A 21,457-nucleotide genomic window follows, 5' to 3' on the forward strand; every position below is an offset into this window, starting at 1 on the left:
GCCGTAACTATAACGGTCCTAAGGTAGCGAAATTCCTTGTCGGGTAAGTTCCGACCCGCACGAAAGGTGTAACGATTTGGGCACTGTCTCAACCAGAGACTCGGTGAAATTATAGTACCTGTGAAGATGCAGGTTACCCGCGACAGGACGGAAAGACCCCGTGGAGCTTTACTGTAGCCTGATATTGAATTTTGGTACAGTTTGTACAGGATAGGCGGGAGCCATTGAAACCGGAGCGCTAGCTTCGGTGGAGGCGCTGGTGGGATACCGCCCTGACTGTATTGAAATTCTAACCTACGGGTCTTATCGACCCGGGAGACAGTGTCAGGTGGGCAGTTTGACTGGGGCGGTCGCCTCCTAAAGTGTAACGGAGGCGCCCAAAGGTTCCCTCAGAATGGTTGGAAATCATTCGTAGAGTGCAAAGGCATAAGGGAGCTTGACTGCGAGACCTACAAGTCGAGCAGGGACGAAAGTCGGGCTTAGTGATCCGGTGGTTCCGCATGGAAGGGCCATCGCTCAACGGATAAAAGCTACCCCGGGGATAACAGGCTTATCTCCCCCAAGAGTCCACATCGACGGGGAGGTTTGGCACCTCGATGTCGGCTCATCGCATCCTGGGGCTGTAGTCGGTCCCAAGGGTTGGGCTGTTCGCCCATTAAAGCGGTACGCGAGCTGGGTTCAGAACGTCGTGAGACAGTTCGGTCCCTATCCGTCGTGGGCGTAGGAAATTTGAGAGGAGCTGTCCTTAGTACGAGAGGACCGGGATGGACGCACCGCTGGTGTACCAGTTGTTCTGCCAAGGGCATAGCTGGGTAGCTATGTGCGGAAGGGATAAGTGCTGAAAGCATCTAAGCATGAAGCCCCCCTCAAGATGAGATTTCCCATAGCGTAAGCTAGTAAGATCCCTGAAAGATGATCAGGTTGATAGGTTCGAGGTGGAAGCATGGTGACATGTGGAGCTGACGAATACTAATAGATCGAGGACTTAACCATATAATATGTAGCAAATGTTATCTAGTTTTGAAGGAATATGCCTTCATAGTTTGGTGATGATGGCAGAGAGGTCACACCCGTTCCCATACCGAACACGGAAGTTAAGCTCTCTAGCGCCGATGGTAGTTGGGACCTTGTCCCTGTGAGAGTAGGACGTCGCCAAGCAACTAAAAACACAAGTCATTTGACTTGTGTTTTTTTGTATTGTTAAAAAGAATGGGAAAGAAGTAATGGAAATACAAACACGTTGCCCAAGAGTTAATCATATTATATAAAAGATGGGTGTATATTTTTCTGTAAATTGTTAAGGATTAGAAGTATAAAATAGGTTCACTTAAATAGGGAGGGAAGATTATGAAATTACAAAGTGAAGTTTGTATTGTTTGTGAGACAAAAAGAAAAGAAGGTATATATGTTTATAATAATTTAATATGCCATGAATGTGAAAAGGATATGGTGAATACAGAGACAGATGATCCGAAATATATATATTATTTAAAGCAGCTTCGAAAATTAGAAGTATCATATTTTTAAATAGGCATATGCCTATTATTTTTTTTGTTCTGTATAATAGATAGAGAATGAATAATAAGGAAGAGATGTAGATGAATCAAAATCGTATGCCTTTATATGAGGCGTTAATAGAGTTTAAAGAAAGAGGGCCGTTATCCTTTCATGTTCCTGGTCATAAGAATGGTTTAAACTTCCCTCAGGAGGCAATAAGAGAGTTTAAAGGTATTCTATCTATTGATGTAACTGAATTAGCAGGACTAGATGATTTGCATAGTCCGTTTGAATGTATAGATGAGGCACAACAATTATTGGCTGAAGTTTATAATACAAAGAGAAGTTATTTTTTAATTAATGGTTCAACAGTCGGGAACTTAGCAATGATTTTGTCTTGTTGCGGGGAACATGATATTGTTCTTGTACAAAGAAATTGTCATAAATCAATTATTAATGGTTTAAAACTTGCAGGAGCAAATCCCATTTTTTTAGATCCATGGATTGATGAAGCTTATAACGTACCAGTGGGAGTTCGTAATGAAATTATTAAGAACGCAATTGGAAAGTATCCAAATGCGAAAGCACTTATTTTAACGCATCCTAATTATTATGGTATGGGGATGGATCTAGAGGCAAGCATTGCTTTTGCACATGCACATAAAATCCCTGTTTTGGTAGATGAGGCACATGGGGCACATCTATGTTTGGGAGAACCATTTCCGAAGTCAGCATTAACATATGGTGCAGATATTGTAGTTCATTCTGCACATAAAACATTACCCGCAATGACAATGGGTTCCTATTTACATATAAATAGTCATTTAGTAGACGAAGATAAGGTTACTACTTATTTAAGTATGCTACAATCTAGTAGTCCATCGTATCCAATTATGGCTTCCTTGGATATAGCACGCTTTACAATGGCGCGTATAAAAGAAGAAGGTCACAGTGAAATTGTTGAGTTTTTACGAAGATTTAAGGAACAATTACGTTCTATTCCCCAAATCGCCATTTTAGAATATCCGTTGCAAGATGAGTTAAAGGTCACCGTACAAACTCGTTGTCAGTTATCAGGGTACGAATTACAGTCTGTATTTGAAAAGGTCGGTATATATACAGAGATGGCTGATCCATACAATGTCCTATTTATTTTACCCTTACAAGTAAATGAGGGATATATGAAGGTTATAGAGATGATCCGAGTAGCATTGCAACATTATGAGGTGAAAGACAAGAGGGAATCTATTCGTTATACTTATAATGGTGAATTCTCTCTTTTACCGTATACGTATAAACAACTAGACGGATATGAAACAAAGATAGTATCTATAGAAGAGGCTGTTGGAATGATAGCGGCGGAAATGGTGATTCCGTATCCACCTGGAATTCCATTAATTATGTATGGAGAGAGAATTACTTCAGAGCATAAAGAGCAAATTATGTATTTAGAAAGAGCAGGAGCTCGTTTTCAAGGTAATACGAAATATATGAAAGTGTATGATATAGAAAGTAGGTTTTAGGATGAAGGGATTATTTGTAACAATTGAGGGCCCAGAAGGTTCAGGTAAAACAACGTTAATTAAAAGCTTATTGCCATATTTTGAACAAAAAGCACAGAAGGTAATGGCGACAAGGGAACCAGGCGGTATTGCAATTTCTGAGGACATTAGGACGATTTTACATAAACAAGAATATACGATGATGGAAGCACGTACAGAAGCGCTTCTTTATGCTGCTGCGCGCAGACAACATTTAGTAGAAAAAGTTATGCCAGCACTTAATGAGAACTACCTCGTGTTATGTGATCGTTTTATAGATAGCTCTTTAGCATACCAAGGCTATGCAAGAGGATTGGGTATGGATAAGGTATTTGAAATAAATCGTTTCGCAACAGAGGACTGTATGCCTAGTTTAACAATTTATCTAGACATTGAGCCTGAGGTTGGTTTGGCTCGGATTGAAAAAGATGCAGGACGTGAAGTAAATCGACTAGATATGGAAGATATCTCTTTCCATAAAAGTGTGCGCGAAGGGTATTTACAAGTTGTAGAACGTTTCTCGGATCGTATTGTATTGGTAAATGCTGATCAACCGATGGAAAAACTTATAGAAGAAGTTGTTCAGATTATAGAAGATAAATTGTTATAATAGAAGGAAAGAATGAAATAAGTGAGGTATGCATTATGACGAAGACGTGGGAGCAGCTTTCTGCTATACAACCCATCGGTGTAAAAATGTTGATGAATAGCATTGCAAAAGAGCGTATATCCCACGCTTACTTGTTAGAGGGAGGGAAAGGGACAGGAAAGTTTGCGACAGCAATTCAAATGGCAAAGAGTTTCCTCTGTTCTGAGCGGAATGGAGTAGAGCCCTGCCATGTATGTACAAACTGTAAGCGAATTGATTCAGGTAACCACCCTAACTTACATATTGTAAAACCAGACGGATTATCTATTAAGAAGCAGCAAATTCATGATTTACAAGAAGAGTTTTCCAAAACAGGATTAGAGGCAAATAAAAAAATATATATTATTGAGCACGCAGATCGTATGACAGCAAATGCGGCAAATACACTTTTGAAATTTTTAGAAGAACCAAGTAGTGATACAACTGCTATTTTACTTACTGAACAAAGTCATCAAATTTTAAATACGATTTTATCTCGCTGCCAAGTTGTTACGTTTAGACCGTTACCTACGGAATCTTTAATTAGAAGATTACAGGATGAAGGGATTACAGCATCTTTATCGACACTTGCTGCTCAACTTACAAATAGTTTTGATGAAGCTTTAGCTTTATGTAGTGATGAATGGTTTGCACAAGCACGAGCTTTAGTGATAAAATTATGTGAAGCGCTCGAAAAAGATAAAACCTCTATTTTTTTTGTACAAGAAAAATGGGGAAAACACTTTGGAGAGAAAGAACAATTACAGCAAGGTTTAGATATGTTACTCCTTATTTATAAGGATTTATTATATGTTCAACTTGGAGAAGAAGATCGTCTTGTTTTTCATGAGCAGAAAGAGATGTTTGAATCGTTTTCCTATGCTCAGAAGCGCATTGTATCAGCTCTCTTTAATATATTAGAGGCAAAAAATAGAATCAACGCTAATGTAAATGCGCAGCTTGTGTTCGAACAGTTAGTGTTGCGGTTGCAGGAGGGATGACCGTTTTGTATGATGTAGTAGGTGTTCGCTTTAAGAAGGCCGGAAAGGTATATTACTTTGATCCAAACCAGTTCGATATCTCTGAAAATGAGTTTGTCATTGTAGAAACGGTAAGAGGTATTGAATACGGAAAAGTAGTTATTACCAAAAAACAAGTTGATGAAAACGACGTTGTATTACCGCTAAAAAAGGTTATTCGTATTGCAAATGAAAATGATCGTACCATTGTTGAAGAGAACAAACATGCTGCCAAAGAAGCATATCAAGTCTGTCAACAAAAGGTAGTAGAGCATAATCTTGATATGAAACTTGTAGATGTAGAGTATACATTCGATCGTAATAAGATTATTTTCTATTTTACTGCGGATGGTCGGATCGATTTCCGCGAACTAGTGAAGGACTTAGCCGCAATTTTTAGAACAAGAATTGAACTAAGACAAATTGGTGTTCGTGATGAAGCGAAGATGCTAGGTGGTATTGGTCCATGTGGTCGTATGCTTTGTTGTTCTACTTTTTTAGGGGATTTTGAACCTGTATCCATTAAAATGGCAAAGGATCAAAATTTATCATTAAATCCTGCAAAAATCTCTGGTTTATGTGGTCGCTTAATGTGTTGCTTAAAATATGAGAATGATGAATATGAGGCAGCAAAGGAACAACTTCCTGATTTAGATCAACGTATACAAACCCCGCATGGTACTGGCCGTGTTATCGGATTAAATATTTTAGAAAGATTAATTCAAGTGGAACTAGTAGACAAGGAACGGATAGTAGAATATACGTTAGATGAGTTAGTGAATAAAGGGGTCGTTTCGAGTCAAACCACAGATTAATGAGGTGGGTGCTTGTGGAGAAAAAAGATATTTTTGAATCGGTTTCTAGTATGGAAGAGCAAATTGGACATTTATATAAACAGTTGGGAGAGTTAAAACAGCATCTTGCAGAGTTGTTGGAAGAAAACCAGCATATAAAAATGGAAAATAACAATTTGCGACACCGTTTTGAAGAAGTGCAGAATAAAGAAAAACAAAAAACTCAAAAACGTAAAGAAGTAAAGCCGAAAACAGATATTGGTGAAGGCTATGACAATTTAGCGAGACTATATCAAGAAGGTTTTCATATTTGCAATCTACATTATGGAAGTGTACGTAAAGAGGGAGATTGTTTGTTCTGTCTTTCATTCTTAAATAAAAAGTAAAATTACCTTTCCAATTATAATTGGAAAGGTAATTTTTTATACATGAAATAGGGTAGGTTAAGGGTAAGAAAAGGAGCAGTATATGAATTTATATGAAGATGAACGTTTAGATTACTTATTAGCACAAGACATGAAGATTATACAAAGCCCATCAGTATTTAATTTTTCTTTAGATGCCGTTTTACTCGCAGATTTTGCATGGGTACCAATTCAAAAGGGGAATTTACTTGATTTGTGTACAGGTAACGCGGTTGTTCCCCTTCTATTAAGTACAAGAACAAAAGGAAATATTACTGGTGTGGAAATTCAAGAACGCTTATATGATATGGGAGTAAGAAGTGTTCAATACAATGGGTTGGAAGAAAGAATTCACCTCATACATGGAGATTTGAAAGATATGCCAGAGAAACTTGGACGTCATCAATATGATGTTGTTACATGTAATCCACCATATTTTCAAACACCTCAAACTTCAGAGAAAAATATGAATGAACATTTAGCGATAGCTCGTCATGAAATTATGTGTACATTAGAAGATGTTGTATCTGCAAGTAGTCAGTTAGTAAAACAAGGTGGGAAAGTAGCGTTTGTACATCGTCCAGGGCGATTACTAGACATTGTCACATTAATGCGTAAATATAAAATTGAACCAAAGCGTGTGCAATTTGTTTATCCTAAGGTTGGAAAAGAAGCAAATACATTGTTAATTGAAGGAATTAAGGATGGAAATGCAGATTTGAAAATTTTACCGCCTCTCGTTGTATATGAGAACAATAACGAATATACAAAGGAGCTACGTTCAATTTTATATGGAGAAGAATAAGCACTTTTTTTATGTGGTAGAGTGCTCTGATGGAAGTTATTATGCTGGATATACAAACCATATAGAAAAGAGAATTCAGACTCATAATAGCGGCAAAGGGGCTAAGTATACACGCGTCAGGCTTCCTGTCGTTTTAAAATATGTAGAGACCCACGATGATAAGCGTACAGCTATGCAAGCGGAGTATTACTTTAAGCAATTAACGAGAAAACAAAAAGAGGCATATATGCAAAAAGGAGAACGCTATGTGGCAACAAAAAAGCTTTCAACAAAATGAAAAGGGAGTTTTATATTTAGTACCAACTCCTATTGGAAATCTAGAAGATATGACATTTCGTGCAATCCGAATTTTAAAAGAAGTTGATTTAATTGCTGCTGAAGATACGAGACAAACGAAAAAACTTTGTAATTATTTTGAAATTGAAACACCTGTCACGAGTTATCATGAGCACAATAAAGAAGTAAGTGGGAAGAAACTATTAGAGAAATTAGAGGATGGAAAGAATGTAGCACTTGTTAGTGACGCTGGTATGCCGTGTATTTCTGATCCAGGTTACGATATTGTCGTTGAGGCAGTAGCTGAGCAATATCATGTAATTCCGCTTCCTGGAGCAAATGCAGCCCTTACAGCATTAATTGCATCCGGTCTTGAAACAAAGCAGTTTTATTTCTATGGTTTCTTGCAGAGAAACAAAAAGGAACGGAAGATGGAGTTAGAAAAGCTTCGTTATGTACAAACTACAATGATGTTTTATGAAGCACCTCATCGTTTAGATGATACTTTAATTTCGATGCAGGAAGTGTTGGGAAATAGAGAGATTGTATTATGTCGAGAGTTAACGAAAAAATTTGAGGAATTTATTCGAGGAACAATCGAAGAAGCAATTGAGTGGACGAAGCAAAATGAAGTACGTGGTGAGTTTTGTATTTTAGTAGCTGGTTCAACAGAAGAACCTGCTCCAGAAGAACAATGGTGGGAATCTCTTTCGGTATATGATCATATTGAATATTATATAAATGAAAAAAGTATGAATTCAAAAGAAGCGATTAAAACAGTCGCTAAAGATCGAGATTTGTCGAAAAGAGATGTATATCAAATCTATCATGTCGATAAAAAATAAGCTTCTCATAATTGAGAAGCTTATTTTGCTGTTTCGATATAATCTTGAAGTTCGTTTAAGATTTGCTCAGCGCCTTCTTTGCTTAAGATGATTTTACCTTCAGCTAAAGAAAGGTTACCGTCAGATACTTCACCAGTTACTTGGCAAGTCATGTTTGGTTTATATTTCTTTAAGATGATTTTTTCGTCATCAACATAGATTTCAAGAGCGTCCTTTTCTGCAATACCTAAAGTACGGCGTAATTCGATTGGAATTACTACACGACCTAATTCATCAACTTTACGAACAATACCAGTAGATTTCATAATTTTTTTCCTCCTAAATAAATAGTTTATAAGTTTCGAGTCTATTTTTAGATTCTTCATTTTTCGACAAAATACCCTATGGACATATGATACCAATCATTTACATTTCCGTCAATTCTTAAATTCTATATTTTTTAAAAAGATTTATAGATTTCTTATTTCTTATATATAATAGATTGAGAGGAAATTCCACAATTATTTACATTATTTTCTGAAAAAATAATAAATTAAAAGTGGATATTGTATATTTTTTTGAAATATGAGCAATAGATGATAAAGATATTGAGCATTAAGATCTAAATTGAAAATTAGGTTGGCGTAAAGAAGATAAGTTAGATTTGGGCTGCTCGTAAAAGCCCAATTAACGTAGGCTAATAATTAGTGGGGAGGAACAAAAACCCTACTGATTAAAGTTTCACTTTATATATGAGTTTTTGATATACTGTTTATAAATACATATGAGGTTATTCGGGAGGTCCAAAACAATGACAGAGGAAAATAAGTCCTTTTATATTACTACCCCAATTTATTATCCAAGTGGAAAATTACACATTGGACATGCTTATACGACAGTAGCAGGAGATGCGATGGCACGATATAAGCGTATGCAAGGTTATAATGTGCATTATTTAACAGGAACTGATGAACATGGACAGAAGATCCAAAAGAAAGCAGAAGAGTTAAATATTACGCCACAGGCATATGTTGATAACATTGTTGCAGGAATTAAAGAGCTTTGGGAGAAGATGGATATTTCTTATGATGATTTTATTCGTACAACTGAAGATCGTCATAAAGATGTTGTCGAAAAAATCTTTAAACAATTAGTAGATCAAGGTGACATTTATCTTGATGAATATGAAGGTTGGTATTCTGTACAAGATGAGACGTTCTATACAGAGCATCAATTAGTAGAGCCAATTATGGAAGGCGACAAAGTAGTTGGAGGAAAAAGCCCAGATAGTGGTCATGATGTAGAACTTGTTCGTGAAGAATCTTATTTCTTTAGAATGGGTAAATATGTCGACAGACTATTAAAGTTCTATGAAGATAATCCACATTTCATTCAGCCGGAGTCTCGTAAAAATGAAATGATTAATAATTTTATTAAACCGGGATTAGAAGATTTAGCAGTTTCTCGTACTTCATTTGACTGGGGAGTTCGTGTTCCTGGTAACCCAAAACACGTTATTTACGTATGGGTTGACGCATTATCTAACTATATTACGGCGTTAGGTTATGGAACAGCAAATGAAGAGAAATATAAAAAATTCTGGCCTGCAGATGTGCATTTAGTTGGGAAAGAAATTGTTCGTTTCCATACAATTTATTGGCCGATAATTTTAATGGCATTAGATTTACCTCTTCCGAAGAAAGTCTTTGCTCATGGCTGGATTTTAATGAAGGATGGAAAGATGAGTAAGTCAAAAGGAAACGTAGTAGATCCAGTTACATTAATCGATCGTTACGGATTAGATGCATTACGTTATTACCTACTTCGTGAAGTTCCATTTGGATCTGATGGCGTATTTACACCAGAAGGATTTGTGGAGCGTATTAATTTCGACTTAGCAAATGACTTAGGTAATTTATTAAATCGTACAGTAGCTATGATTGATAAGTACTTTAACGGAGAAATCCCTGCATTTAAAGCAAATGTGACGGAATTTGATGAAACGTTAGTAGCGTTTGCACAAGATACTTTGAAAAAAGTAGAAGAAGCAATGGAGAATATGGAGTTCTCTGTAGCGTTAGGATCTATTTGGCAACTAGTTAGTCGTACGAATAAATATATTGATGAAACACAACCATGGGTATTAGCAAAAGATGAGAATGATCGTGAAAAGTTAGCCTCTGTAATGGCTCATTTAGCAGAAGTACTTCGTCAAACAGGTATTATGCTTATGCCATTCTTAACAGTAGCACCAAGCAAGATGTTTGCTCAGCTTGGCCTTACTGATGAAGCTCATAAATCTTGGGAAAGTCTATCTACAATTGGCTGCATTCCAGCTGGAACAAAAGTAGAAAAAGGAAACCCAATTTTCCCTCGTTTAGAAATGGAAGTGGAAGTAGAGTACATTAAAGAACAAATGAAAAGCTCTGCTCCTAAAGTAGAAGAGAAAAAAGAAGAAGAACCGAAGGTAGAAGAAATTACAATTGATGATTTCTTTAAAGTAGAATTACGCGTAGCTGAAGTACTATCTGCTGAACCTGTGAAAAAAGCAGACAAGCTGTTAAAAATTCAACTAGACTTAGGTACAGAAAAGCGTCAAGTTGTTTCTGGAATTGCAAAATTCTATTCGCCGGAAGACTTAAAAGGTAAAAAGGTTATTTGTGTAACAAACTTAAAACCTGTAAAATTACGCGGTGAATTATCGCAAGGTATGATTTTAGCGGGTGAAGAGAATGGCGTATTGTCATTAGCATCAATTGACCAAAATCTACCAAATGGTACAAAAATCAAGTAATTAAGACAAGAAAAGAGATGTTTCACGTGTAACATGTGTGAAGCGTCTTTTTTCTTTTTACACTCTCTATTTTTGCATTAAGATTGTAGTATTGTTATCGTTAAGTTATTAAAGAACTTATTTTTGTAGAATAAACTTGATTTCAATATAAAAGGAGTTATGTATTATGTTGTTTGATACACATTCACATTTGAATGCAGAGCAATTCGAAGGAGATTTGCAAGAGGTTATTGCCCGAATGAAAGAAGCGGGAGTTACTTATACAGTTGTTGTTGGTTTTGATGAAGTAACGATAAAAAAGGCGATGGAATTAGCTGAAGCCTATGATTTTATTTACGCTGCGGTTGGGTGGCACCCAGTTGATGCAATCGACATGACAGAAGAACATTTAGCTTGGTTAGAAGAACTTGCTTCTCATCCTAAAGTCGTTGCACTTGGAGAAATGGGCTTAGATTATCACTGGGATAAGTCTCCAAAAGAAATACAGAAAGAAGTATTCCGTAAACAAATTGCATTAGCGAAAAAAGTAAAATTGCCGATTATTATACATAACCGCGATGCGACTCAAGATATTGTTGATATTCTAGAAGAAGAGAATGCAGCTGAAGTAGGAGGCATTATGCATTGCTTTAGCGGCAGCGTAGAGGTAGCAGAGCGATGTGTTGATATGAACTTTTTAATTTCGTTAGGTGGACCAGTTACATTTAAAAACGCTAAGAAGCCGAAAGAGGTTGCTACGGAGATTCCATTAGAGAAATTGTTAATAGAGACGGATTGTCCGTATTTAACACCGCATCCATTTCGAGGGAAACGAAATGAACCGAGTTATGTAAAACTCGTGGCAGAAGAAATTGCGAATTTAAAAGGAATTTCTTATGAGGAAGTAGCAGAAATGACAACTAAAAATGCAAAAGTTTTATTTGGTGTTGAATAAAAAAGAATGGGGAAACCTGTTCTTTTTTATTTTGAGAAAAACTAGTAGAAGTGATGAAGAAAATAAATGTGAATGATGAAGTGTTACAATAAGGACAGAGAACAAAGATTTTTCTATTCTATTTTTTAAAATATAAGAATGGGGAAAATAATAATGGAAAAGTCGTCATTTTTTTGTTTTACTAAGTAGAGACGAAATGAGTGTGGAGGCAAGCATGAAAATAAAAGAGATTATCGTTGTAGAAGGTAAAGATGATACAGTTGCGATTAAGCGTGCTGTTGATGCGGATACAATTGAAACGAACGGTTCAGCAATCGGTGATCATGTTATTGAGCAAGTTAAATTAGCGCAGCAAAAAAGGGGCGTTATTATTTTCACAGATCCGGATTATCCTGGAGAGCGTATTCGAAAAATTATTTCTGACAAGGTTCCTGGCTGTAAGCATGCCTTTTTACCGAAGGAAGAAGCGCTTGCTAAAAGGAAAAAGGGTGTTGGGATCGAACACGCTTCTAATGAGTCGATTCGCCGCGCTCTAGAGAATATACATGAAGAAATGGAAGCTTACACAAGTGAAATTAGTTGGAGTGATTTAGTCGATGCAGGCTTAGTGGGCGGAGAAATGGCAAAGAGCCGCAGAGAAAGAATGGGTAAGCTATTAAAGATTGGTTATACAAATGCAAAACAGTTACATAAACGATTACAGATGTTTCAAGTTTCAAAGGAATCATTTGCAGAAGCTTATAAGCAAGTAATACAGGAGGAAAAAAAATGAAGGATATCGCAACGCCAAATCGTACAAAAGACATTGTTGAAAAGTATGGATTTTCATTCAAAAAAAGTTTAGGACAAAACTTTTTAATTGATACAAATGTATTAAATCGTATTGTCGATCATGCAGAAATTGGTTCAGAAAGTGGTGCAATTGAAATTGGACCAGGTATTGGTGCATTAACAGAGCAATTAGCAAAGCGTGCTAAAAAAGTAGTGGCTTTTGAAATTGATCAAAGACTATTACCAATTTTAGATGAGACGTTAGCGCCATATGGTAACGTTACAGTTATTAATAAAGACGTACTAAAAGCAGATGTACATGAAGTATTTAATGAGCAATTTGAAGAAGGGCAAGATGTAATGGTAGTAGCTAACTTACCATACTATATTACAACGCCAATTTTATTTAAATTGCTTGAAGAAAAGTTACCAGTTCGTGGATTTGTTGTTATGATGCAAAAAGAAGTTGGAGATCGTTTAGCTGCTAAACCTGGAACGAAAGAGTATGGTTCTTTATCGATTGCTATTCAGTATTATACAGAAGTTGAAACAGTTATGACTGTACCGCGTACAGTGTTTGTACCACAGCCAAATGTTGATTCTGCAATTATTCGCCTTCTAAAGCGTCCGAAACCGGTTGTAGAGGTGACAGATGAAACATTCTTCTTTGAAGTAGTACGAGCAAGTTTCGCACAGCGCCGTAAAACTTTGATGAATAATTTATCAAATAATTTAAATGGTTTCCCGAAAGATAAGGAATTATTGGATCGAATTTTAACAGAAGTAGGAATTGATCCAAAGCGAAGAGGCGAAACGCTATCTATTGAAGAGTTTGCAACATTAAGTAATGCATTAGTTCTTCATAAATTATCATAAGAATATGAAAGGGACAGTTCAAGTTGAACTGTCCCTTTTGTCACCTTTCTCTCTTTAAATTCATACTTTAAAAACAGGTAAGATGGCCTAATGAGTTTGGAGGTAGGAGAATGGTTTTACATGTTGGAGAATTAGTGGAACGATATTCTCATAAGAGGGATATTCTTTTTCGTATTATAGAAATAAAAGGCGAGATAGCTATATTGTTTGGAGAGGAAATTAGACTGGTGGCGGATGCGCCACTTGAAGATTTAATTAGTATAGATCAAAGAGAACATAAAAAAAGGGTGAAGCGTGAGAAAGAAACAATGGAGCGCACGTATCGTTTGTTTCAACAAGATTATGTACTGATGAAACAAAGGCATGAACATACTTCAACTGGTGGATACACAAGTGAGGTGAATTATTTTCAAATGCCGGGACGTGTATTGCATATAGATGGAGACCCTTTATATTTGCGCAAGTGCTTAGATTTATATAATAAAATTGGCGTTCCTGTTCAAGGTATTCATTGTAAAGAAACGGAGATGCATGAAAAAGTAGTAGACTTAATAGATCACTTTCGCCCAGACATTCTCGTTATTACAGGGCATGATGCATATACAAAATCAAAAGGAGTGAAGGGAGATTTAGCGGCATATAGGCATTCAAGACATTTTGTACAGGCTGTTCGTGAAGTGCGAAAAAAATATCCATCATTGGATCAACTTGTTATTTTTGCTGGGGCATGTCAATCACATTTTGAGGCACTAATTCGTGCAGGGGCCAATTTCGCTAGTTCACCATCTAGAATTAATATTCATGCACTAGATCCTGTATATGTAGTTGGTAAAATTAGTTTTACTTCATTTATGGAGAGAGTCAATGTATGGGATGTCGTACGTAATACAATTACTGGTGAAAAGGGACTAGGTGGAATTGAAACGAGAGGGATTTTACGAACGGGATTACCTTTTCAACATTACGAAGAGTAAGCAGGATACATATGTATCTTGCTTTTTTGTATGGAAGGATTTAAATGAATTTGGATAAAAAGAGGTAAGAACGTGCAGACTACGTAATGATACTTTTACAATATAGTATTTCTTCTATCTATTCAAACGCAGGATGATATTAGCTGTGAATCGCGGTTAATAATTAGGATAGATATATCGTGCTTTAAGTGTTCAATCTAAATTACAGCGAGGTGTAGCGAAGTATATGTCAAAACGTTTAGATGAAATTAAAAGCGAATTAGATCACCATCTTGGACAGCGACTTATGTTAAAAGCAAATAGTGGAAGAAGAAAAACTGTGGAGCAATCAGGTGTACTAGCAGAAACATACCGTTCCGTTTTTGTTGTACAATTAGATCAACAAGAAGATGCGTTGCAACGTGTATCTTATAGTTATGCAGATGTTTTAACAGAGACAGTAGAGTTAACATTTTATGGAGACCCTCATAATGAGGTCATTTTATAATCCGTATATCATTACATATATTCCCATAAATGAAAAGCTATATTATTTTGCATACTAACTATACCGTAGCAAAATAAGGAGGGACTCTGCATTGAGTAGACGAAGAGGTGTCATGTCAAACCAATTTAAAGAAGAGCTAGCAAAAGAGCTTGGCTTTTATGATGTTGTTCAGAAAGAAGGATGGGGCGGAATTCGTGCGAAAGATGCTGGTAACATGGTGAAACGTGCTATAGAAATTGCAGAACAGCAATTAATGAAACGAAACCAGTAGTTGTAAGATACTTTCTATGCTACGGTAGCCGAGGAGACATTCCTCGGCTTTTTGTACTCTAAAAGGTGCCATCATTTTACATAAGTAGTTTCATTCTGAATGCTTTTCGTTATAATTAGGGAAGTGTCATCGTCTTACTATAAATTTATGGTAAAATAAACGATAAAAGATTGAGTACATAGAGTGGGTGAATAGATTGAAGCTACTAGTGAAAGCACCAGCAAAGATTAATCTGTCGTTAGATGTACTGGGAAAAAGACAAGACGGATATCATGAAGTGAAAATGATTATGACAACCATTGATTTAGCAGATCGTCTAGAACTAACGGAATTAGCAGAAGACCGTATTGAAATTTTATCCCATAATCGGTATGTCCCAGACGACCAACGAAATTTAGCTTATCAGGCAGCGAAATTATTAAAAGAGAAGTTTAATGTAAAAAAAGGTGTATCTATTACTATTGAAAAAACGATTCCAGTAGCAGCTGGATTAGCAGGTGGAAGTAGTGATGCAGCAGCCACATTACGTGGTCTTAATAAATTATGGAATTTAGGGCTTACAATTGATGAGTTAGCAGAGCTTGGCGCAGAAATTGGATCAGATGTATCGTTCTGTGTATACGGAGGCACAGCAATTGCCACTGGAAGAGGAGAGAAAATTGAGCATATAAAGACTCCGCCTTCTTGTTGGGTTATTTTAGCGAAACCACATATAGGTGTATCTACTGCTGATGTGTATGGAAATTTAAAGTTAAATCGAGTTACACATCCGAATGTAGATAAAATGGTTGATGTCATAAATTCTGGTGATTATAAAGGAATTTGTGATACTGTTGGTAACGTTTTAGAAGATGTAACATTTGGAATGCATCCTGAAGTTGCCCGTATTAAATCACAGATGAAGCGATTTGGAGCGGATGCTGTATTAATGAGTGGAAGTGGTCCAACTGTATTTGGACTTGTACACCATGATTCACGAATGCATCGCATTTATAACGGATTAAAAGGATTTTGTGAACAAGTCTATGCGGTACGTTTATTAGGAGAGCGAGAAACGCTTGAATAAAGACGTATAATACGTTATGATTTGTTTAGAATATTCGTGATTTGAGGTGAGAGTATGAAAATTAGAAGAAGTACAAGATTAGTCGATATGACTTATTACTTGCTACAAAACCCTCGTCAGCTAGTATCTCTCACTTTTTTTGCTGAAAGGTATCAATCGGCTAAGTCTTCCATTAGTGAAGATTTAGTTATTATTAAGCAAACGTTTGAACAACAAGGGGTCGGCACATTGCAAACGATACCAGGAGCAGCAGGAGGAGTGAAATATATACCGTATATAAGTGAAGAAGAGGCAGATCTAATTATTGATGAGCTTTGTGGCTTATTTGAAAACCCAGATCGTATTTTGCCTGGCGGTTACTTATACATGACAGATTTATTGAGTAATCCTCGCCATATTAATGGCGCAGGTCGTTTGTTTGCTTCTGTTTTTGCTAGGCAACCAATTGATGCAGTTATGACGGTGGCAACGAAGGGGATTCCACTTGCTTATGCAGTGGCAAATTACTTAGATGTACCAGTTGTAATTGCAAGGAAAGATAATAAGGTAACAGAAGGTCCGACTGTTAGTATTAACTATGTGTCGGGTTCTTCTAAACGAATTCAAACGATGACGTTAGCAAAACGCAGTCTTCCAGAAGGGTCGAATGTTTTAATTATTGATGACTTCATGAAAGCTGGCGGAACAATTCAAGGTATGATGAGTATGTTAGAAGAGTTCAAGGCTAATGTTGTTGGTATTGGTGTATTAGTAGAATCCACAGATATTGAAGAACGACTAATTAATAATTTTGTATCATTAATTCGTCTATCGGAAGTTGATGTGAAAGAAAAAACGATTCAAGTGGAAAAAGGGAATTATTCTCTTGCGCCATTTGATGAAGGGCTTGTAGAGGCGGAATAAAAGATAGAGCAGATAGCTCTATCTTTTTTTATTTTATTTATAGATTATAAAATAGATGGACAAACTGCCTTTCGTACACTATTTTTAAAGAGTAAAATAAATAATAAAAGGGTGAAAAGTATGAAAGTTGTTCAAACAAGCAAGGCACCACAAGCAATTGGACCTTATTCACAGGGGATTATTGTAAATAACATGTTCTATAGCTCAGGACAAATTCCATTGACGGCAAATGGGGAGCTTGTAACAGGAGATGTAACAGTACAAACAGAACAAGTATTTCAAAATTTACAAGCGGTATTAGAGGAAGCAGGTGCTTCATTTGATACAGTCGTAAAAACAACAGTATTTTTAAAGGACATGGATGATTTTAATGCTGTGAATGAAGTGTATAGCTCTTATTTCTCTACTCATAAACCAGCTCGATCTTGTGTGCAAGTAGCAAAATTACCGAAAGATGTTTCCGTTGAAATTGAAGTAATCGCCCTAGTTAAGTAACCTTTTGTAAGCGATAACCTCCACTAATCTCTATATTCAACTACTTTAAAAATTTTTATCTTAAAAATTTTTAAAAAATTAAAGGGAAAATAGAAAATTTGTGGAATTTATACAAATATATCGCTTATTTAGAAAAGGGTGGTGAACACAAGATGGAAGTGACTGACGTAAGATTACGCCGCGTAAACACAGAAGGCCGCATGAGAGCAATTGCCTCTATTACTCTAGACCATGAATTTGTTGTTCATGATATTCGTGTAATTGATGGTAATAATGGATTATTTGTAGCAATGCCAAGTAAACGTACTCCAGATGGAGAGTTCCGTGACATTGCACATCCAATTAATTCTGGTACACGCTCTAAAATTCAAGATGCGGTTTTAACAGAGTATCATCGTTTAGGCGAGTTAGAAGAGGTTGAGTTTGAAGAAGCGGGTGCTTCGTAAAATTCGAATGAAAAGGGCTTTTGACAAAAAGCCTTATAATTTTGTAGCAAACTCCTGTAAGCATTTACAGGGGTTTGTTTTTTTTTGCTTTATATTTGGAAACTGCATAATTTATTAACATAAAAAGAAGAAACTACTAATTTTTTCAAAATCATTTTAAATAGTATAGCTTATTTCTTAAAAAAGATACTAAAGAGTAAAACATCTTATAAGAATTATGGTAAAATTTAATAGTTAAAATGTGTTTCTTGAAATATATGATGATTTAGGATAATATCTTTAATGGATAAATAGGTTGCGATGGAGGGTCTATATGTCAAACAGATTTGCAGTGATTCTAGCTGCAGGTAAAGGCACACGTATGAAGTCTAAGCTATACAAAGTGCTGCATCCTGTATGTGGAAAACCTATGGTACAACACGTAGTCGATCAAGTATCTCAATTAGGATTGCAGAAACTTGTAACGGTTGTTGGACATGGTGCTGAAATGGTACAAGAACAGCTAGGGAACGTAAGTGAATTTGCATTACAAGCAGAACAACTTGGTACAGCACATGCTGTAGATCAAGCTGCAAGTGTACTTGCAAATGAAGAAGGAACAACTTTAGTTATTTGTGGTGATACGCCTCTAATAACTGCTGAAACAATGGAAGCATTACTTCAGCAACATAAAGAAGCAGGAGCAATGGCGACGGTGCTAACAGCATACATAGAAGAGCCTGCTGGATATGGCCGTATTGTTCGTAATGAGAATGGTCATGTTGAAAAGATTGTTGAGCATAAAGATGCAAATGAGAAAGAATTAGCTATTAAAGAAATCAATACAGGTACGTATTGTTTTGATAATAAGGCTTTATTTGCTTCACTTTCTAAAGTTTCAAATGATAACGTGCAAGGTGAATATTACCTTCCAGATGTTATTGAGATTTTAAAAAATGAAGGTCATATCGTATCAGCTTATCAAACAGAGCAGTTCGACGAAACGTTAGGTGTTAACGACAGAGTCGCTCTATCGCAAGCGGAAATTATTATGAAAAACCGTATCAACCGAAAGAACATGGTAAACGGTGTTACAATTATTGATCCAAGTAACACTTATATTTCTGCTGATGCAGTTATCGGTAGTGATACAGTTCTTCATCCAGGAACAATTATTGAGGGGGACACTGTAATTGGCTCTGATTGTGAAATTGGACCGCATACAGTAATTCGCGATAGTGAAATTGGAGATCGTACGACAATTCGACAATCTACTGTACATGATAGTAAGCTTGGTACAGAAGTATCGGTTGGTCCATTTGCACATATTCGCCCAGATTCAGTTATTGGAGACGAAGTACGCGTTGGAAACTTCGTGGAAATCAAAAAAACTGTCTTTGGTAATAGAAGTAAAGCTTCACACTTGAGTTATATCGGGGATGCACAAGTTGGAGAAGACGTGAATCTTGGTTGTGGTTCAATTACGGTGAACTATGACGGTAAGAATAAATTCAAAACTGTGATTGGTAATGGGGTATTTATTGGATGTAATTCAAACCTTGTTGCTCCAGTAACAGTTGAAGATGGTGCTTATGTGGCAGCAGGCTCTACAATTACAGAGAATGTTCCATCAAAAGCATTATCGGTAGCACGTGCACGTCAAGTTAACAAAGAAGACTATGTTGATCAATTGCTGAATAAGAAAAAATCATAATGTGGAGGGTTAATCTAGATGTCGACTCAATATCTAAATTCTAATTTGAAAGTATTCTCTTTAAACTCTAATAAGGAACTTGCTGAGCAGATTGCAAAGCATATTGGAGTAGGGCTAGGAAAATGTTCTGTTGATCGTTTTAGTGATGGAGAAGTTCAAATTAACATTGAAGAAAGTATCCGTGGTTGCGATGTATTCATTATTCAATCTACAAGCTTCCCAGTAAACGAACATATCATGGAATTACTTATTATGATTGATGCATTAAAACGTGCATCTGCGAAAACAATTAATATTGTTATTCCTTACTATGGTTATGCGCGTCAAGACCGTAAAGCGCGTTCTCGTGAACCAATTACATCGAAACTTGTAGCAAACTTGCTTGAAACAGCAGGTGCAACTCGTGTAATCACTCTAGATTTACATGCTCCACAAATTCAAGGATTCTTTGATATCCCAATCGACCACTTAATGGGTGTACCGATTCTTTCAGATTACTTTGAAACAAAAGGTCTTAAAGATATCGTAATCGTGTCTCCTGACCATGGTGGTGTAACTCGTGCAAGAAAAATGGCAGATCGTCTAAAAGCGCCAATCGCTATTATTGATAAGCGTCGTCCTCGCCCGAACGTATCAGAGGTAATGAACATTATCGGTAATATTGAAGGTAAAACAGCGATTTTAATTGATGACATCATTGATACAGCTGGTACAATTACATTAGCAGCAAACGCTCTTGTTGAGAACGGTGCTTCTGAAGTATATGCTTGCTGTACACACCCAGTATTATCTGGTCCAGCAATTGAGCGTATTCAAAATTCAAATATTAAAGAGTTAGTTGTAACGAACTCTATCGTATTACCAGAAGAGAAGAAAATCGACAAAGTACATGAACTTTCAGTTGCTCCATTAATCGGAGAAGCAATCATTCGTGTATACGAAGAAGAATCTGTGAGTGTATTATTCAATTAATTGGATAGAATGAGACGTAACCAAAATTGGTTACGTCTTTTCGTATCGAAAAAAGAAAGTAGTGGTACAAGAATGAAATTGATAGTAGGACTTGGGAACCCAGGTAGAGAATATGAATTAACAAGGCATAATATTGGATTTATGGCCATTGATGAACTTGCGAAGCGTTGGAACATTTCTTTGAATGAACAAAAATTTAAAGGTGTATTTGGTGCAGGGTTTGTTAATGGAGAAAAGGTAATCTTATTAAAGCCGCTAACATACATGAACTTATCTGGGGAAAGTATTCGTCCACTCATGGATTATTATAAAATTGATGTTGAGGACTTCGTTGTTATGTACGACGATTTGGACATTCCTGTAGGTAAATTGCGTCTTCGCATGAAAGGTAGTGCTGGTGGACATAATGGTGTAAAGTCAACGATTTCGCACCTAGGAACACAAGAATTTCAACGTATCCGTATGGGAATCGATCGCCCGAAAAATGGAATGAAGGTAGTCGATTATGTATTAGGACGCTTTACATCTGAAGAGATTCCGGATGTTAACCATTCTATTGAAAAAGCAGCGGATGCATGTGAAGAGTGGCTAAATAAGCCTTTTCTCCAAATCATGAATACTTTCAATAGTTAAAAATGAGATTGGGAATATTTCTCTTTTGTTTTACCCATACTAGTAGTAATTGAATTTTTAGGAGGCTAGTATGGAAGGGTATTATTATTGCAGACACTGCGGAGGTAATGTAGGCTCCATTAACGCAGAAAAAGTATATAGCGACGTTTTATTTCAACTAACAGAGCAAGAAGTAGTAGAAATGATTCATTTTCATGAGAATGGAAATATATATATAAAAACGATTTGTGAATCGTGTCAAGAAACGCTCGCATCTTATCCTGAGTATTATGAGTATGAAAAATTTCTGCAATAAAATGTTGTCGCTTTGGCATGTCCAAAGCATTTTTCTGTTTTCCTTTTCCAAAATATTTG

General features: G+C 36.4%; 25 protein-coding genes and 2 rRNA genes (1 of these 27 only partly in view). 26 read left to right on the forward strand and 1 reads right to left on the reverse strand.

From position 1 onward, the window contains the following. The 11 genes from ACX9TM_RS00165 to rsmI form a co-directional block, all read left to right on the forward strand. Positions 1-993 (forward strand): 23S ribosomal RNA (locus ACX9TM_RS00165); it begins 1,929 nt to the left of the window's first position. 49 nt (positions 994-1,042) lie between these two features. Continuing rightward, a 5S ribosomal RNA gene (gene rrf / locus ACX9TM_RS00170) occupies positions 1,043-1,158 on the forward strand. Positions 1,159-1,347: 189 nt separating this feature from the next. Continuing rightward, complete coding sequence (locus ACX9TM_RS00175) at positions 1,348-1,527, forward strand: sigma factor G inhibitor Gin (RefSeq protein WP_000776278.1); 180 nt, start codon at positions 1,348-1,350, stop codon at positions 1,525-1,527. 71 nt (positions 1,528-1,598) lie between these two features. Continuing rightward, the gene (locus ACX9TM_RS00180) at positions 1,599-3,020 is read left to right on the forward strand and encodes an aminotransferase class I/II-fold pyridoxal phosphate-dependent enzyme (protein WP_001075300.1); all 1,422 of its coding nucleotides are present in this window, start codon (positions 1,599-1,601) and stop codon (positions 3,018-3,020) included. Between the two features lies 1 nt (position 3,021). Then, positions 3,022-3,648: a dTMP kinase gene (gene tmk, locus ACX9TM_RS00185; RefSeq protein ID WP_000677221.1), complete on the forward strand. Its 627-nt coding sequence runs from the start codon at positions 3,022-3,024 to the stop codon at positions 3,646-3,648. Positions 3,649-3,683: 35 nt separating this feature from the next. Beyond that, complete coding sequence (gene holB / locus ACX9TM_RS00190; protein ID WP_000169561.1) at positions 3,684-4,667, forward strand: DNA polymerase III subunit delta'; 984 nt, start codon at positions 3,684-3,686, stop codon at positions 4,665-4,667. A 5-nt stretch (positions 4,668-4,672) separates the two neighbouring features. Next, positions 4,673-5,500 carry a PSP1 domain-containing protein gene (locus ACX9TM_RS00195; RefSeq protein WP_000272429.1) on the forward strand — a complete coding sequence of 276 codons (828 nt, stop codon included), beginning with the start codon at positions 4,673-4,675 and terminating at the stop codon, positions 5,498-5,500. 14 nt (positions 5,501-5,514) lie between these two features. Then, positions 5,515-5,865: a DNA replication initiation control protein YabA gene (gene yabA, locus ACX9TM_RS00200; RefSeq protein WP_000412063.1), complete on the forward strand. Its 351-nt coding sequence runs from the start codon at positions 5,515-5,517 to the stop codon at positions 5,863-5,865. An 82-nt stretch (positions 5,866-5,947) separates the two neighbouring features. Next, positions 5,948-6,688 (forward strand): tRNA1(Val) (adenine(37)-N6)-methyltransferase, encoded by a 741-nt coding sequence (locus tag ACX9TM_RS00205; RefSeq protein WP_001055366.1) that lies wholly within the window; start codon positions 5,948-5,950, stop codon positions 6,686-6,688. Next, positions 6,675-6,965, forward strand: coding sequence for a GIY-YIG nuclease family protein (locus ACX9TM_RS00210; protein WP_000414350.1), 291 nt, complete (start codon positions 6,675-6,677; stop codon positions 6,963-6,965). Before ACX9TM_RS00205 ends, ACX9TM_RS00210 begins: the two co-directional genes overlap by 14 nt. Continuing rightward, a complete protein-coding gene (rsmI, locus tag ACX9TM_RS00215; RefSeq protein WP_000267821.1) occupies positions 6,934-7,809 on the forward strand; it encodes a 16S rRNA (cytidine(1402)-2'-O)-methyltransferase in 876 nt (291 codons plus the stop codon). Before ACX9TM_RS00210 ends, rsmI begins: the two co-directional genes overlap by 32 nt. A 20-nt stretch (positions 7,810-7,829) precedes the next feature. Here the strand turns inward: rsmI and abrB are convergent, their stop codons facing one another. Next, positions 7,830-8,114: a transition state genes transcriptional regulator AbrB gene (abrB, locus tag ACX9TM_RS00220; RefSeq protein WP_000843036.1), complete on the reverse strand. Its 285-nt coding sequence runs from the start codon at positions 8,112-8,114 to the stop codon at positions 7,830-7,832. 485 nt (positions 8,115-8,599) lie between these two features. Here abrB and metG point away from each other — a divergent pair, with 485 nt between their 5' ends. The 15 genes from metG to ACX9TM_RS00295 all read left to right on the forward strand — a co-directional run bounded on the left by metG (position 8,600) and on the right by ACX9TM_RS00295 (position 21,398). Further along, the gene (gene metG, locus ACX9TM_RS00225; RefSeq protein ID WP_065381945.1) at positions 8,600-10,582 is read left to right on the forward strand and encodes a methionine--tRNA ligase; all 1,983 of its coding nucleotides are present in this window, start codon (positions 8,600-8,602) and stop codon (positions 10,580-10,582) included. A gap of 166 nt (positions 10,583-10,748) precedes the next feature. Next, positions 10,749-11,516 (forward strand): TatD family hydrolase, encoded by a 768-nt coding sequence (locus tag ACX9TM_RS00230; protein WP_000895851.1) that lies wholly within the window; start codon positions 10,749-10,751, stop codon positions 11,514-11,516. 214 nt (positions 11,517-11,730) lie between these two features. Continuing rightward, a complete protein-coding gene (gene rnmV, locus ACX9TM_RS00235; protein ID WP_000692835.1) occupies positions 11,731-12,288 on the forward strand; it encodes a ribonuclease M5 in 558 nt (185 codons plus the stop codon). After that, on the forward strand, positions 12,285-13,163 hold the full coding sequence (gene rsmA / locus ACX9TM_RS00240) for a 16S rRNA (adenine(1518)-N(6)/adenine(1519)-N(6))-dimethyltransferase RsmA (protein ID WP_000651548.1): 879 nt from the start codon (positions 12,285-12,287) through the stop codon (positions 13,161-13,163). The genes rnmV and rsmA overlap by 4 nt, the downstream gene beginning before the upstream one ends. A 110-nt stretch (positions 13,164-13,273) precedes the next feature. Beyond that, a complete protein-coding gene (gene yabG, locus ACX9TM_RS00245; RefSeq protein ID WP_000242868.1) occupies positions 13,274-14,137 on the forward strand; it encodes a sporulation peptidase YabG in 864 nt (287 codons plus the stop codon). A 226-nt stretch (positions 14,138-14,363) separates the two neighbouring features. Beyond that, positions 14,364-14,624, forward strand: coding sequence for a biofilm formation stimulator Veg (gene veg / locus ACX9TM_RS00250; protein ID WP_000044347.1), 261 nt, complete (start codon positions 14,364-14,366; stop codon positions 14,622-14,624). A 91-nt stretch (positions 14,625-14,715) separates the two neighbouring features. Continuing rightward, complete coding sequence (gene sspF / locus ACX9TM_RS00255; protein WP_002094215.1) at positions 14,716-14,895, forward strand: acid-soluble spore protein SspF; 180 nt, start codon at positions 14,716-14,718, stop codon at positions 14,893-14,895. A 196-nt stretch (positions 14,896-15,091) separates the two neighbouring features. Then, positions 15,092-15,961 carry a 4-(cytidine 5'-diphospho)-2-C-methyl-D-erythritol kinase gene (gene ispE / locus ACX9TM_RS00260; protein WP_000772104.1) on the forward strand — a complete coding sequence of 290 codons (870 nt, stop codon included), beginning with the start codon at positions 15,092-15,094 and terminating at the stop codon, positions 15,959-15,961. 54 nt (positions 15,962-16,015) lie between these two features. Continuing rightward, the gene (gene purR / locus ACX9TM_RS00265) at positions 16,016-16,864 is read left to right on the forward strand and encodes a pur operon repressor (protein ID WP_000702466.1); all 849 of its coding nucleotides are present in this window, start codon (positions 16,016-16,018) and stop codon (positions 16,862-16,864) included. Between the two features lie 120 nt (positions 16,865-16,984). After that, positions 16,985-17,359, forward strand: coding sequence for a RidA family protein (locus ACX9TM_RS00270; protein ID WP_000869815.1), 375 nt, complete (start codon positions 16,985-16,987; stop codon positions 17,357-17,359). A gap of 152 nt (positions 17,360-17,511) precedes the next feature. Then, complete coding sequence (gene spoVG / locus ACX9TM_RS00275) at positions 17,512-17,805, forward strand: septation regulator SpoVG (protein WP_000454041.1); 294 nt, start codon at positions 17,512-17,514, stop codon at positions 17,803-17,805. 313 nt (positions 17,806-18,118) lie between these two features. Beyond that, entirely contained in the window at positions 18,119-19,498 is a 1,380-nt protein-coding gene (glmU, locus tag ACX9TM_RS00280; RefSeq protein WP_065381946.1) for a bifunctional UDP-N-acetylglucosamine diphosphorylase/glucosamine-1-phosphate N-acetyltransferase GlmU, read from the forward strand. Between the two features lie 18 nt (positions 19,499-19,516). Next, entirely contained in the window at positions 19,517-20,470 is a 954-nt protein-coding gene (locus ACX9TM_RS00285; protein WP_000107420.1) for a ribose-phosphate diphosphokinase, read from the forward strand. A 72-nt stretch (positions 20,471-20,542) separates the two neighbouring features. Further along, on the forward strand, positions 20,543-21,103 hold the full coding sequence (gene pth, locus ACX9TM_RS00290; protein WP_000767702.1) for an aminoacyl-tRNA hydrolase: 561 nt from the start codon (positions 20,543-20,545) through the stop codon (positions 21,101-21,103). Positions 21,104-21,173: 70 nt separating this feature from the next. Continuing rightward, positions 21,174-21,398: an anti-sigma-F factor Fin family protein gene (locus ACX9TM_RS00295; protein ID WP_000399438.1), complete on the forward strand. Its 225-nt coding sequence runs from the start codon at positions 21,174-21,176 to the stop codon at positions 21,396-21,398. The last annotated feature ends 59 nt before the right edge of the window (positions 21,399-21,457 follow it).

This window comes from Bacillus sp. LH1 (assembly GCF_057924895.1).